This is a genomic window from Arsenicibacter rosenii, assembly GCF_001870735.1.
GTDB lineage: Bacteria > Bacteroidota > Bacteroidia > Cytophagales > Spirosomataceae > Arsenicibacter > Arsenicibacter rosenii.
Map to the genome: position 1 here is coordinate 43,612 of NZ_MORL01000029.1, position 14,608 is coordinate 58,219.

The 14,608-nt window shown below is 55.3% G+C and carries 12 protein-coding genes; 6 read left to right on the forward strand and 6 right to left on the reverse strand.

Annotated features, from left to right (window positions below):
* Together BLX24_RS26800 and BLX24_RS26805 are read left to right on the forward strand one after the other, a co-directional pair.
* Window positions 1–1,401, forward strand: coding sequence for a RagB/SusD family nutrient uptake outer membrane protein (locus tag BLX24_RS26800; protein WP_071506306.1), 1,401 nt, complete (start codon window positions 1–3; stop codon window positions 1,399–1,401).
* A gap of 183 nt (window positions 1,402–1,584) precedes the next feature.
* Window positions 1,585–3,231, forward strand: coding sequence for an amidohydrolase (locus BLX24_RS26805; protein ID WP_071506333.1), 1,647 nt, complete (start codon window positions 1,585–1,587; stop codon window positions 3,229–3,231).
* Between the two features lie 115 nt (window positions 3,232–3,346).
* Here the strand turns inward: BLX24_RS26805 and BLX24_RS26810 are convergent, their stop codons facing one another.
* Window positions 3,347–4,492, reverse strand: coding sequence for an exo-beta-N-acetylmuramidase NamZ family protein (locus tag BLX24_RS26810; protein ID WP_071506307.1), 1,146 nt, complete (start codon window positions 4,490–4,492; stop codon window positions 3,347–3,349).
* 153 nt (window positions 4,493–4,645) lie between these two features.
* Here BLX24_RS26810 and BLX24_RS26815 point away from each other — a divergent pair, with 153 nt between their 5' ends.
* Window positions 4,646–5,944 carry an aminotransferase class V-fold PLP-dependent enzyme gene (locus tag BLX24_RS26815; protein WP_071506308.1) on the forward strand — a complete coding sequence of 433 codons (1,299 nt, stop codon included), beginning with the start codon at window positions 4,646–4,648 and terminating at the stop codon, window positions 5,942–5,944.
* 83 nt (window positions 5,945–6,027) lie between these two features.
* Window positions 6,028–6,408, forward strand: coding sequence for a hypothetical protein (locus BLX24_RS26820; RefSeq protein WP_071506309.1), 381 nt, complete (start codon window positions 6,028–6,030; stop codon window positions 6,406–6,408).
* A gap of 75 nt (window positions 6,409–6,483) precedes the next feature.
* Here BLX24_RS26820 and BLX24_RS26825 read toward each other — a convergent pair whose 3' ends face one another.
* Window positions 6,484–6,915 carry an OsmC family protein gene (locus BLX24_RS26825; protein ID WP_071506310.1) on the reverse strand — a complete coding sequence of 144 codons (432 nt, stop codon included), beginning with the start codon at window positions 6,913–6,915 and terminating at the stop codon, window positions 6,484–6,486.
* Between the two features lie 166 nt (window positions 6,916–7,081).
* Between BLX24_RS26825 and BLX24_RS26830 the strand changes: the two genes are divergently transcribed.
* A complete protein-coding gene (locus BLX24_RS26830) occupies window positions 7,082–7,837 on the forward strand; it encodes a hypothetical protein (protein WP_071506311.1) in 756 nt (251 codons plus the stop codon).
* A 109-nt stretch (window positions 7,838–7,946) separates the two neighbouring features.
* A complete protein-coding gene (locus BLX24_RS26835) occupies window positions 7,947–8,822 on the forward strand; it encodes an aspartyl protease family protein (protein ID WP_071506312.1) in 876 nt (291 codons plus the stop codon).
* A 2-nt stretch (window positions 8,823–8,824) separates the two neighbouring features.
* Here the strand turns inward: BLX24_RS26835 and BLX24_RS26840 are convergent, their stop codons facing one another.
* From BLX24_RS26840 to BLX24_RS26855, 4 genes are read right to left on the reverse strand one after another with little or no spacing between them, the layout of a single operon-like run.
* Window positions 8,825–10,060, reverse strand: coding sequence for an MFS transporter (locus BLX24_RS26840; RefSeq protein WP_071506313.1), 1,236 nt, complete (start codon window positions 10,058–10,060; stop codon window positions 8,825–8,827).
* Window position 10,061: 1 nt separating this feature from the next.
* Complete coding sequence (locus tag BLX24_RS26845; RefSeq protein ID WP_071506314.1) at window positions 10,062–12,065, reverse strand: beta-N-acetylhexosaminidase; 2,004 nt, start codon at window positions 12,063–12,065, stop codon at window positions 10,062–10,064.
* On the reverse strand, window positions 12,062–13,672 hold the full coding sequence (locus BLX24_RS26850) for a sialate O-acetylesterase (protein WP_071506315.1): 1,611 nt from the start codon (window positions 13,670–13,672) through the stop codon (window positions 12,062–12,064). Before BLX24_RS26850 ends, BLX24_RS26845 begins: the two co-directional genes overlap by 4 nt.
* On the reverse strand, window positions 13,641–14,564 hold the full coding sequence (locus BLX24_RS26855; RefSeq protein ID WP_071506316.1) for a dihydrodipicolinate synthase family protein: 924 nt from the start codon (window positions 14,562–14,564) through the stop codon (window positions 13,641–13,643). Before BLX24_RS26855 ends, BLX24_RS26850 begins: the two co-directional genes overlap by 32 nt.
* Window positions 14,565–14,608: the final 44 nt, after the last annotated feature.

A 14,608-nucleotide genomic window follows, 5' to 3' on the forward strand; every position in this document is an offset into this window, starting at 1 on the left:
ATGAATCTCCATAGTTTACGAAACATCGGCCTGGCGATGGCCGTCTCTGCCTTACTGACAGGCTGTAAGTCCGGATTTCTGGATCTGACTCCCCAGTCGCAACCGAATGCCGACAATTTTTACCGGACGGCGAATGATTTCGGCAATGCTGTCAACGGTGCCTACGATGCCCTGCAATCGGCCAATCAGTACGGCGGCGATTTTAATACCCTGCTGGAAGCCAGAAGCGATAATGTGCTTGATAATGACCCGTCGTCAAATGCAGGCCTGCGCTACAACATCGACCGGTTTATCGAACCCACAACCAATACTGTCCTGCGCGACACCTGGGGAAGTCTTTATACCGGCATTAACCGGACCAACTTAATTCTGGATAAAATCGACGCCATCCCGTTTGATGCTACACTGAAGGCCCGGTATACGGGCGAAGCGCAGTTTATCCGGGCGCTCTCCTACTTTAATCTGGTGCGGCTGTGGGGCAAGGTACCATTGGTACTGAAAGCCGGGAGCACGGCCGACGCGCGGGCTTATATCCGGAATGAGGTGGCGGACATTTATGCCGCCATTGAAAAAGACCTGACCGCTGCGGCCACCAATCTGCCGGCCAGTTACAGCGGATCGGATGTGGGGCGGGCGACGTCGGGTGCGGCGAAAGCATTGCTTGGCAAGGTGCTGATTACGGAGCAGAAATATACGCAGGCCGCGCAGGTCTTGCGGGAGGTGGTCAACAGCAATACCTACCGCCTGCTGCCCAATGTTGCCGACGTATTTACGGTGGCTAACAAGAATAACGCCGAGATTGTGTTTGCCGTTAAGTTTCGCAAAGGGGTGGGTGGCGTGTCTGAAGGCCACGGTCTGTGGTTTGGAACAAACATCGGCGACAACATCGAGAAGTCGTTGCGGGCGGCGTATGCGGCTGACGATAAGCGATTACCGCTGATTGCCCAGATACCCGTGCCCAGCAATGTCAATGTTGTTCCCCGTAAATACTATGATGAGGTTTCGGCTACGAATGATGTTGGTAACGACTATCCTGTTCTGCGTTATGCCGATGTTGTGCTACTGCTTGCGGAAGCCCTGAACGAGGCAGGCTATCAGGCAAACGGGGAAGCGCTGCAGCTTCTGAACCAGATCCGTACGAGAGCCGGAGTGGCGGCTTATACGGCCGCACAACTAACGTCACAGACGGCATTCCGTGACGCTGTGTTGGCCGAACGCCGCCTGGAGTTCCCGCTTGAAGGCCAGCGTTGGTTTGATCTCATCCGTACGGGCAAAGCCATTGATGCCATAAAAGTGACGGGCATTACAGTACCTGCCAACCGGCTGATTTACCCGATTCCGCAGTCAGAAATTGATGTGTACAATAATCCGGGAACATTTGCTCAGAATCCGGGATATTAGGCCTGTCAGCCAATAACGTGTACGCAGCTTGCATGTCCCTGCCAACGGTATTTACAACTACTGTTAGCAGGGACATGCTGATTTAACAGGTGGCAAACGTTCCGGCTAAATTTGCGGTTTCCAATGCCCCTGTGCCACTGGATGTTGCCATTTTGCGTAATTTGGATGGCATTCATCAAGACTATGAAAAAAATCACTACGTCACTTTTTGTGCTGGCTCTCGGGCTGGCGGGTTGCTCGTCCAAAGAAAAAGCAGATTTACTCGTTACCAATGCCACGGTCTATACCGCCGACTCGGCCTTTACGACCGCACAGGCGTTTGCCGTGAAGGACGGTAAATTTATTGCTGTGGGTACAACCGCCGATCTGACGGCGAAATTCGAGGCCGACAGCACCGCCGACCTGGGCGGGGCACCGGTGTATCCCGGCTTTTTCGATCCGCATTCCCATTTTCTGGGCCTTGGCCAAAAGCTGGATCAGGCCGATCTGGTCGATGCTGCCTCGTACGACGAGGTCATTGCCCGCCTGAAAGCCTATGCTCAAAAGCACCCCGATGCGATGTGGATCACGGGTCGGGGCTGGGATCAGAACGACTGGCCCAAAACCGATTCGCCGGTGAGCGGTTTCCCGACTAAAGCAAAACTGGATGCGGCTTTCCCGAATATTCCCGTGGCGCTGACCCGGATCGACGGCCACGCCCTGCTTGTCAATTCGAAGGCGCTCGAACTGGCGAAAGTGACGGCCGGTTCCAGACTGGCCGGTGGTGAGGTGGTGCTGCAGGGTACCGACCCGACCGGCGTGCTGGTCGATAATGCGATGAACCTCATTAAGCGGGTGATTCCGAAGCCGGACGATGCCGACAAAACGCGGATGTTGCTGGCGGCTCAGCAGGTGTGCTTTTCGCTGGGGCTGACGTCGGTATCGGATGCCGGTCTGAACCGCGAAGACATTGAGCTGGTCGAGAAGCTGCAAAACGAAAACAAGCTGAAAATCCGCGACTACGTGATGATTTCGATGGGCCTGCCCAATATTGAGTACTACCTCAAAAAAGGCCCGTACCAGACTGACCGCCTGACGGTGAAGTCGTTTAAGCTCTATGCCGACGGGGCGCTTGGTTCACGCGGGGCCTGTCTGCGGAAGCCGTACAGCGACCGTCCCGAAACGGCGGGTTTTCTGTTGTTATCGCCGAAAGAGCTGGAAACGATTCTGACGCAGATTGCCGGCAGCTCCTTTCAGGCCAACACACACTGCATCGGTGATTCGGCCAACCACCTGATTCTGGATTTGTACGGTAAGCTGCTGAAAACCAAAAATGAACGTCGCTGGCGGATTGAACACGCGCAGGTTGTCTCACCCGAAGATTTTCAGAAGTTTGGTCTTTATTCAGTGATCCCGTCGGTGCAGCCGACACATGCCACGTCGGACATGTACTGGGCTGCCGACCGGCTGGGGCCAATCCGGGTCAAAGGCGCGTATGCCTTCAAGGACCTGATGAAGCAGAATAACCTGATTGCGTTCGGCAGTGATTTTCCGGTAGAGGCCGTGTATCCGCTGTTTGGCTTTCATTCGGCCGTTGCGCGGCAGGATGCAAAGAACTATCCGGCGGGCGGCTATCAGATGGAAAACGCCGTAGACCGGCAGTCGGCCCTGCTGGCCATGACGCGCTGGGCGGCCTATGCCAACTTTGAAGATCACCTGCGCGGCAGCATCGTCACCGGCAAACAGGCCGATTTTGTGGTACTGGCGCAGGACATCATGAAAATCCCGAACGAACAGCTACGGGCCGTTAAGGTCAGACAAACGTGGGTTGGCGGCGAACGGGTTTTCTGATCCGTGATCATCCCTCCCCCGTACGGGCGACCCCACGTGGTCGCCCTTTTTGTTGATAAATGGGCGACCACGTGGGGTTGATAAATGGGCGACCACGTGGGGTCGCCCGTACATTTTAAGGCATGATTCCCCATTCGGGCACGGCAAGCATAGTCGGCAAAGCAGCCAGAAACGTCTCCGGCGATTGTTCCAGATGTTGCCGGACAGATGCCTGGCCGGTCAGCAAATCAAAATGGTTTGCACCCGTCAGGTTGACGTGGGTAGGGTAGGGCGCCCACGCAAACTGCTCCGGATATTGCGTGCGTAACAGATAAATCAACGATAGTCCCGTCAGAACCGGCCGGAAAGTGGCAAAATTGGTTACGTGCAGCATGATGCCTTGACAGAGTTGCCGCGTAAATTTCCCTTCCAGCGGGGTAAAAAACACATTTCGTGCCCGTACACCCGCCAGGCTAAGCGCATTGAACGCATGGGCCAGCCGCACACCATTGATCCACGGCGCACCGCACACCCGGAACGGGTAAACGGTACCACGTCCTTCCGACAGATTGGTCCCCTCCAGAAAACACAGCGCCTGGTAGGTAAACATCGTTTCAGCTGTCGGAATGGCGGGTGAGGTCGGTATAAACGGAACGCCCCACTGGTGAAAAAAAGTCTCCCGTAGCCAGCCTTCCGGCGAAACTACCGTCAGATCAACGTCGATTGGCCGTTGTGCTTTCCAGTAGGTGGCCAGTTCCCCGGCCGTCAGGGAATGCCGGATCGGGATAGGCCAGCGTCCGATAAAGGATGACAACTGTGTTTCGTCCAGCATCGGCCCTTCGGCGAGCGACAGGCGTCCGCTGAGTGGATTCGGGCGGTCGAGTACCCACAGGGGCGTTTTCGTACGGGCGCATGCTTCGAGCGTATGCGACAGGGTCCAGATGTAGGTATAAAAGCGGCTGCCAATATCGGGCAGATCAAAGAGCAGCAGATCAAGCTGCGACAGAATCGCTTCCGGTGGTCCGAGGCCTGGTCCGTACAGGCTATACACCGGCAGACCCGTCAGGTAGTCGGTGGTATGGGGTTGCGCCTCGCCGTCAATACCGACCGCCTGCAAGCCATGTTCCGGTGCAAACAGGACCTCCAGCCGGAACGCTGCACGGAGCAGGGCCTGCCGGACCGGCACCAGCTCCCTGGTTGCGACGGCATCATTGGTGATCAGGCCGAGGCGTCTGGTTTTCAGATGATGGTTATTGCGGAGGAAGGCATCAATCCCGAACATGGGTGTAAAGTGGTGAAAAATTTGGACAAATTGGTAAAATACCTCATTTATGGCGGGTAAATGAAATCTTTTGCCAACGGAATAGTACGTTTGATGGCTGAAACGAGTAGATTTACTTAACTACTGATCACAAACGTTATACCAACCTGAACCATGTCTACTCGTCGCTCCTTTTTTCGTCAGGCGGGTGCTGCTGCTGCCAGCGCCATTACCCTGCCGGGATTCATGCCGGAAGCCTATGCGGAAAATCTGCAACGGCATATGCCCGCCCATCTGACCCCTGCACAACTGGCGCAAGACGAGGATTTCTGGGCATGGATTAAGTCCGATTATACGGTATCGCCGAATATCCTGAACCTGAACAACGGGGGTGTTTGTCCGCAGCCAAAGATTGTGCAGGATGCCCACATCCGCTTTTATCAGTATGCCAACGAAGCCCCTTCGTACTACATGTGGCGGATTCTGGATCAGGGGCGGGAATCACTCCGGAGCAAGCTGGCGAATCTGGCAGGGTGTTCGGCAGAAGAGATCGCCATTAACCGGAACGCGACCGAAGGGCTGAATACCGTGATTTTCGGCCTGAATCTGAAGGCCGGCGATGAGGTCGTGCTTACCAAACAGGATTACCCGAACATGCTGAACGCCTGGAAACAGCGCGAAAAGCGCGACGGTATCAAACTGGTTTATCTGAACCTCGACCTGCCGCAGGAAAACGATGAGTACTTCGTAGAGCAGTATACCAAAGCTTTTACAGCAAAAACAAAGGTGGTACACATCACCCACCTGATCAACTGGGTCGGGCAGATTACGCCGGTCCGCAAAATTGCCGATGAAGCCCACAAACGCGGTATCGAGGTCATTGCCGACGGAGCACATACCTTTGGCTTGTTCGACTTCAAAATTCCGGATTTAGGGTGCGACTACTTTGCGTCGAGCCTGCATAAGTGGCTTTGTGCGCCGTTTGGCAGCGGCCTGATGTATGTCCGGAAGGATAAGATTAAGAATGTCTGGGCCCTGCTGTCGAACAACGAACCCGACGGGCCGGATATCCGCAAGTTCGAAAGCCTGGGCACGCGCTCATTTGCCTCCGAAATGGCCATCGGTACGGCGGTTGACTACCACGAAGGCATCGGTACGGCCCGTAAATTTGCCCGTGTCCATTACCTCAAAAACTACTGGGCCGAACGGGTGAAAAACATACCTGGTGTACGGCTGCATACGTCCCTGAAGCCGCAGTATGCCGGTGGGGTTGCGCTCTTTTCCATCGATGGCATGAAGCCCTCGGAGGTAGACGGCGCGCTCTTCAGCCAGCATAAAATTCATACGGTGGGTATTGAGTGGGAAAATATCAAGGGTGTCCGGGTAACGCCGCACATCTATACCTCTACCCGCGACCTCGACCGGCTGGTCAATGCCATCGAAGACATCAGCAGCAAACGCAAGAAATCCTGACCGCAGAGCCGCAACATCTTGCGGCTCCGTACGCGTACGCGCTTTTATTGCCTATATTTAGAATCTCAACGTATCATTCATGTATGAAAAGAGTTCTTATAACGGCAATTAGCTGCTTTTGGGCGGTCTGTGCGTCGGCGCAGGTGTATGTAGACGGCGAAAACATTAATGAGAAGAACATTCAGTATTGCCAGCTGTTTGCGACCCGGGCGACACTGCTAACCAGAGGGTATTTCTGGATTGATTACGGGCAACTGAGCCGGTCAAACTGGCGTAAAACAGAAATTGCCGGTAAAGACGGTAATCCCGTGACGTTTAATTCACCCATGGACGCGCTGAATTTTATGGTCAGAAACGGCTGGGAGCTTGTGTCAACGGCGGTTAGTGCCGATAAGGACGGTAATACATCGATATTCACCTATCTGCTGCGGAAAAGGCAGGTGATCGGCGTTGTACCGGAATAAACGGAAAAAGACCGGCCGCCGCCGTCAGGATTATATGCCTGACGGCGGCGGCCGCGTTATATAAACAGATTAAAATCAAACGGTTTCCGCAACGTCCCAGCGGATTTTAACGTCCTGTACAATGTCAGGGTGCAGGCTGATCGCCACCGGACAGGTATGGGCAATCTTTTCGAGTTTGGTCCGTACCGCCTCTTCCGGTAATCCGTCGGTTGCCCGCAGGGTCAGGTCAATTTCGATCCGGCTGATCCGGCGGGGCGCATCCGTTGACATTACTTTGGTCACCGACATTTCGCTGCCCGTCAGGTCAACACCGTCGCGGCGGCCGAAGATGGCCATGGTGGTGATGATGCAGGTGCCCAGCGCATTGGCGACCAGATCCGTTGGTGAAAAGGCTTCGCCCTTACCCTGATTGTCGGTTGGCGCATCGGTATTGATCAGTGTGCCCGACTGAAGATGTGTACATGCCGTGCGTAAATCGCCGACGTAACTGATATGAATGGTTGCCATACGTGCAGGTTGCTGGAATAATTGCTAAGATTATGGGTAAAAATAGGGATTGATTACCCAGACTTACAAACTTAAGCGCCTTAAATGCAGTTAGATTGAAAGCCGGGCGAAGATGTATTGGATATAAAAGAGAAAGTATTATTTTTAATCGTTGAATTCTACTGTAATGCAAACGATATACAAATGGTGGTGTGTGGCGGTTACCTTAGGGCTGCTGGCATCGGTTAGTGCGAACGGACAGGTAAAGCCAGCTGACAGCGACGATGATAATTACCAATCCGTAACCTCATTAGGGATTACAACCAATACAAACGCAGGCTTGCTTGGCGGGTTTGTCTTCCGTCAGTCGAAGCTGTTGCCGGGGACATTCCTGGGCAAAAAGCAGTTCCGTTATCTGGCAATTGAAGCTGTGAATGTAAAGCACCCGAAAGAGATTGCCCAAATGGCAAGTTATTCGGGAACGCGGTTTACGTACGGAAAAGAAAATTACCTGTTTGTAATCCGGCCGCAATACGGGCGGGAGATCTCCCTGTTCCAGCGCTCGGCCGACGAAGGCATTACCATCAACGGCATCTTTGCAGTAGGCCCTTCGCTGGGCATTATCAAGCCCTATTTCGTGGAAATCTCGGAAGGCAACCGTACCCGTACGGTATCGTATGCAACGGCGATTAGAAACTCCAGCAGCATCAGCGGAGCCGGTGGCTTTTTCCAGGGCTTCGGCGAATCGAAGTTCACCGTAGGGGCCAACGTAAAAGCAGCCGTTAGTTTTGAGTTAAGTGCTTTCCGTAATAACACGACAGGCATCGAAATCGGTTTCCTGGCCGAGGCGTTTCCGCAGAAGATTGTGATCATGCCCGACGCCCAGAACCGCAGCTTTTTCACATCAGGCTTCGTAACGCTTTATTTCGGCACCAAAAAGTAGAGACGCAATAGGTTGCGTCTCAGGCTCAATACATATCATTAGTTAGTGGTGGCACGACTTAAACAGCTCCGGCTGTCGGTCGTGCCACCACTGTTTCAGGCCATTCCTTATGTTAAGATACATTACGTTCCTGTTCCTGCTGCCTGCCTTGACCTTTGCTCAGCGCCCAACGCCGGTAAATATCATTCCCTTCCGGCTGACAACCCACAATAACCTTTCGGTTAAAGCGGTCCTGAACGGAAAAGATACCGTTAACCTGATGTTTCATACGGCTGCCAACGCCATTACCCTGACCGACGAGGCATTACAGCGGGTCAAAAGTCTGGTGTTCAGCGGTGCCGACACCGTTAAGAGTTGGGGAGGCAGCCAGAATACATCACGGTTTAGTAAACAGAACCGGGTGCAGATCGGCGGGCAGTCATGGTCAGATACGCCGATCTGGGAAAACAAAAACTCCGGCCCTGAAACCGACGGCAAGTTCGGCATCGACCTGTTTGCCGGTAAGGTCATCGAAATTGATTTCGACAAAAGCCTCATTCTGATTCATAACGCCCTGCCGAAAAAAGCGGCAACCTACGAAAAACAGCCGCTGACCTTCCGGGATGATATGTTATTTCTGGAAGGCGGTTGTCTGGTTGGCGGGCAGGTGCTCACCAACCGGTTTTTGCTGCATTCGGGCTATTCCGGTGCGCTTTTGTTCGATGATCAGTTTACGAATGAGCATAAACTACCCGAAAAACTGACCATCACCGACGAAAAAGAGCTGAAAGATTCGTTCGGTAATGTGATTAAAACGCAGAAAGCGATTCTGCCTGCGTTTATGGTTGGGAAGGAGACCCTCACCAATGTTTCGGCCGGATTCTTTAAAGGATCGCTTGGCCGGCAGCAAATGAGCATCATGGGCGGTGAACTGCTGAAACGCTTTAACCTCATTATTGACGCCAAACGGGCATTTATTTATTTGAAAAAAGCCCGTTCGGCGTAAGATTACTGTACATCTGCTGTTTGAGGGCGGAGCGAATACAACTGCACCGCCAGGGCCAGTAAAACCACTGCCGACAGCAGCGCAAAGTCACTCCCCAGGCTTCCGGCATCTGTCGATTTGCCGAGCCGGTTTGTAATAAAGGCGCCTGCGAAAACCCCTGTCATGTTCATCAGTCCGTAGGCAGTGGCGCGGCTGCGGGCCGGTACAAACTGGCAGAGGATGGGCATGTTATTGGCATCGAACATCCCGAACCCGACACCGAAGCAGCAGGCGGCTCCCAGAACGTGGGCCAGCGACTGACCGAACCCAATCAGCAGCAGCGACGGAATGGTTAAGAAAAGCCCAATGGCGCTGGTGTAGATCCGGCCGCGCACGTTTGTCTGCACCCACCGGTCGGAGAGCAGACCACCGGCAATGACCCCGATAAACGAAGAAACCGCAATGGTGATGGTCGACAGCGGACCGGCTTCGGCCATGCTGATGTTCAGATTGCCGGCAAAGAGCGTTGGCAGCCAGTTTTTGGTGGCCCAGCCCGGCAGACTGGGAATGGCGTAGTACAGCAGAATCACCCGGAACGAGGCGTTGGTCAGTAGCAGCCGAACGGCCTGAAATGTCGGAATACGGTCGGTATCCCGCTGATCCGCAGAGGCAGACCGGGTACCGGCTTCTTTCAGAAAAAGGAGCAGGACGCCGGCATAAATAACCCCGGCAAGACCAAAGGCCTGAAACGTTGTCTGCCACGAATACGAACCGGCAACAGTGGCTCCAAACCCTCCCAGTGCCTGTCCCATGTACAGGCCTGTCATGTGTATGCCGACCGCCAGGGACCGTGTCCGGGAGGTATGCAGATCGGCGATGAGCGACAGCCCGGCCGGGATATAGATGGCTTCGCTGATGCCCATCACCGCCCGCAGCCCGTACAGTTGCTCAAACGTGGTGGCGAAGCCCATCAACAGGGTAACACCCGACCAGATAAACAAGCTGCCGACAATAAGCCATTTTCGGTTGAGACGGTCGGCCATCATGCCCGACAGGGGGCTCATGAGTCCATAAATCCACAGAAAAACCGCCATCAGATTTCCGAAGCCGGTGGCTGATTGCAGCTCATGGATATCGCCCTGCATGGAAGGCCGCATGGTCGCCAGCATTTGCCGGTCGAGATAATTGAGCATGGCGACGAACCAGAGCAGACCAACGACGATCCACGGGTAGAGGCTTTGCTTTTTTTCCGGATGCATGTTAAGGTTGAGTAAAGGTTTTGTCGGGAGAAAAAATGAGTTCACCGGCGGTTTCCCAATGGTTGGTTTCGGGATCCTTCCGGATAAACACGCAGGTAAACAACCACTTCACCAGCCGGTAGTCTTTGGTACTGAAGGCCCCGACCGGTAGTTTAACCAGTAGTTTATTCCAGCCTTTGTTAAGGGCGATCTTTACCGGCGGCCGAAGCTCATACGGTTCATTGCGGTAGGGCTGTTCGGTATGAGCCGGATGCAGTCCCGGTTGTTCCCGGAGCGGTGGCGGAATCACCTTGTCATTTACCTGGATGCGGCTTTCTTTATAGTCCCAGGTGCCGGCCATTGGCGAGGCGTCTTTTTCTGACCGGCCATAATTATGAAAGTCAATCCACGCGTCAAGCTCCTGCTTTCGGGGCGAATACACGTACGTATACGCATACGCCGTATGGTCTGGCTGAGGGGCATCAAGATAGGCGCGCACCACGGCGGGGCCCCAGGTATGCCGCAGGTAAATAGTGGCGCCTGTAGCCTCAATGCCCGGAAAATCCAGCTGACCGTTTTCGGGCGGAAAGCTGGTGGCTAACCGGGCCTCATTCGGAAACGGTTTCAGTAACCGCCAGTGCAGATGCTGCTGCCGGACATACGGAAAGGACAGGCCACGGAAGTACTGCTTTTTATGGGCCAGCAACCGGTTTTCGAACTCCTGAAAGGCGGCCTTATCGGTCAGAACCACGCCCTGTTCCGTTTCCGGCCGGCCACCGCCGCACCATGCCCGCTCGGCCAGAGCCAGCATGAGGGGATAAAACCCGTTCAGGGTTTCGATTTGGGCCACATCGGCGGGTTTCCGGTCGTTCCAGATGCAGCCAATGGCCCCCAGCCGGGTCGGAGAGGCTTCGGTCGTATCGCACAGGTTCCGCTGGAAAATACCGATCAGGTCGGCCTGGGTGGCGGCGTGATTGAAGTAGAGGTTCCGCGATTCGATGACCGGCATAGGCGGCAGGGGTTTGTTGTTGCGGACCCAAAGCTGCCGGGGGATGTCCGGTGCCATGGCTGCTCCGGGATACCAGCCGATGACCTGTTTGCCGCACTGCCTGACTTCGGCGATCATCTCGCCGACGAACGCAGGGTCTTTAAACGCTACCTCATCCGTTCCCAGATGGATATACGGCACATCGAACAGCGCACAGGCTTCGCGGATGAGTTTCTTCACCAGGATTTTCCCCGCCGGCGACTGCATGGTATGCCCAGTTGCCCGTTCAAAGGCCGCGCTGTGGCCGGGCATGTCCAGTTCGGGGATCAGCAATACATGGCGTTGCCGGCAGAACGTAACCAGTTCACGCGCCTGCTGTTTGGTGTAAAAATAACCGGGATCGCGCAGGGTAACGGCCGGACTGGTCAGGTTGGGCAGGCTGTCGCTTTGCAGCCGCCAGGCGAGGTCTTCGGTGAGGTGCCAGTGGAAAACGTTGATTTTGTAACGAGCCAGCCGGTCTATGTGCTGCTTAAGCGTATCAAAAGGAATGAAACTACGGCCGGTATCGTGCATGAAACCCCGAATAGGAAAGGCCGGATAATCGGTAATGCGGCAGCCTGCAAAGCGGGCCGGTGCCGGTTGATACAACTGCCGCAGAGTTTGATACGCCCTGAACAAACCGGTCGCCGAAGCACCGGTCAGCCTGAGCTGGCGGCGGGTAATGGTGAGTGTATAACCCTCCGGCCGGTTGCGGAGTATACCCGTGGCGTCAATGTTCAGGACAATCGTTGCCTGTCCGGCTGTTCGGGGGGCTTCAACGACTGCCGCCGGACTGACGTGCCGGATAAACGCCGCTACCGAATCGCTGACTACCTGTGTGGCCGGATCGGTCGCCGATATGGTCAGGGGGCCGGTTAGCACAAAGGATTCACGGGACCAGACCAACTGCTTCGGTTTTGGGAGCAGGGCCGGATGTACTTGTGCCACGGCATGGCGCAGGGGCCAAAGAAAAAGGAGTAAAGGCAGTAAACGAATCATGGCAAAGGCATGCGGAAGGTGGTGAGCGGTAACCCCTCGCTATTGACGACATTGGCGGTAGTGAAGGGTTGCCAGCCGTAATACAGGTAGCGGCCTGTTGCCGCAGCGGTGTCGCTGAGTAAAACCGCAGAACCCGTAAACAGGGCGGTAACATTGGTCTGCGGACCGGTTGCATCGCCCGTAGCAAAACCACGGATAGCTTGCCCGTCGGCGGTGTGCAGACCGGTACCAGTGTGCGTGAGGGTAAGCCGCCAGCCGGTTGCGGTTCTGACGACACGCTGCGGTTGTGGCGCCGGAAGGCGCTTTTGTCCGTAGGTTTTCACCAGGATCTCACGCGCCAGGCGCTCGCCCACCGTCTTTTTGTTGACCGGATGTACGTCGGTAGGGTGCCCCAGATCGCTGGTAACGGCCATACCCATGTTTGGGATGTGGGTAGCCATCCGGCGCTGGCTGTCACGAAACAAGGGCCAGTAGGTTGATTGATAGCCTTTTTCGGTACTTATAGACGAGAGCTGACAGATATACACCGGCATACCGGGTTGGTGCCGGTGTTGCCGCCATTGGCTGATCATGGCCGGAAATAAGGTTTCATGCTGTTGTACACGGGCCAGGCTCAGGGCATTGCTTTCGCCCTGATACCACAGAATGCCCTTGATTGCCAGCCGGTTTAGCGGGGCAATGGCGGCGGTGTACAGAAAGCCCGGTTTATAAGGATGCTGATACCCTCCGGCATCGCGCGGAACGGGAATGCCGGCTTTTATCAACGCATCCAGGTTCTCGTGCCCCCGCTGTATACACCACGGTTCCAGAACCGGATTAGCCCACCAGTCGCCGGTAAAGAAGGGGGCCTGCGGGCCTGTTGTGGCAGGTGGTAGCCACGCTTCGGCCGGTGAACCGCCAACGGCCACGTGAATAAGCCCGATCGGGATATGTAGCGCCTGCTGCAACACCAGACCGGTGTAGAAGCCCACTGCCGAAAACGGACGCGCCGTTATTGAGTCTGCCGTTTGCCAGGGTGTATGTGTAAAATACTGCTCCGGATGCAGGTGCGCTACCTCGCCGGTGGTAAACGACTGATTGTATTTAAACGCGCCGGGAATCCTGTTCCAGAGCCGGAGCAGCGGATAACCAGCGCCGGACAAGGTCCGGGTAGCAGACGGGTCGCCGGTCATTGGGAACGCCATGTTAGACTGACCGGCGCAAAGCCAAACGTCACCGACCAGGATGTCGGTCAGGATCTGTTGATCTGTTCCGGACTCCACACGCAGCTCTACGGGGATCGCCGCGGCTTTCCGGGCGGGAAAGCGCACCTGCCAGCTGGCATCCGGAGCGACACGCGTCTGCGTCACAGATCGCCCGAAGGTGACCTTAATGCGTTTGCCGGGTATACCCCATCCCCAAACCGTTACCGGCTGTCCGCGCTGCACCACCATACCCGACTGCCATACGTCGGCCAGCCGGAGTGCTGCCAACCGCTGTTGCGCCAACCGCTGTTGCGCCAGCCCAACCACCGGTCCGATGCCCAGCCCGATGACTGCAAGAAACCACACCATTGCCCGCATTATTCCCTGCTGTTTAGCCGATACTGACCGGTATTTGTGAAGCATACCGGTAGAAATCAATGGCATCCAGGTCGGTCAGAAACTGCCCGTACTGGCCGGCGGTCATGTTACGGACCGGCAACCGGAACGCACCGCAATCGAGGCCGATAGCCCGCATATAGGCCTTGCCGGTTGCAATGCCGCCGTATTTACCCAGCAACCGCACAATGTCAATCGACTTGTCCTGCAACTGCCGGGCAAGTTCGAGGTTACCGGCATCGAACGCTGCCATCAGGTCATGGTAAAGCGGGGCGGCATAGTTGAAGGTGCTGCCGACCCCGGCCCTGGCGCCCATCGCCATTGCGGCCAGCAGAATTTCGTCCCATCCCCAGAGCATATCATACTTCCCGTTGTCAAACAGCACACATTGCCGGTATTCCATCAGGTCGTTGTGGGTGTATTTGATACCCAGAAAGTTGGGGAGCCGGTCGCCAAGGCTTTCCAGAAACTGAATCATGGACAGGTTTACGCCGGTAAGCGCCGGAATATGGTAAAAATAAATGCCCAGATCCGGAACGGCCTCACCCACCTGCACGCAGAAATCGGCCAGCACGGCCGCATTGGCCGGCTTAAAATAGAACGGTGCCAGAATCGCCACCGCCTGAAAGTGATTGCGTTGTGCTTCTTGGGCAAGCGCAATGCATTCGGCCAGGGAGGTACCGCCCACCAGCATGATTTTAATCAGCGACGGCTGGTCAACGTCTCCCCAGGCACGCAGCAGGGCTACCTTTTCGTCTGTTGTCAGCGAGACGCCTTCACCGGTCGATCCGCCGATAAACGCGCCTTTGATGTTATTGGTAACCAGCAGCTGTGCATACTGATCAATCGCCGACAATTTCAGGCTGCCGTCTGCCCGCATCGGCGTAAACGGCGCCGCAATTAATCCGTTGATTTTCATTTTATAATTGAGTGGATGAGTGATTGAGCGATTGCGTGAATTTC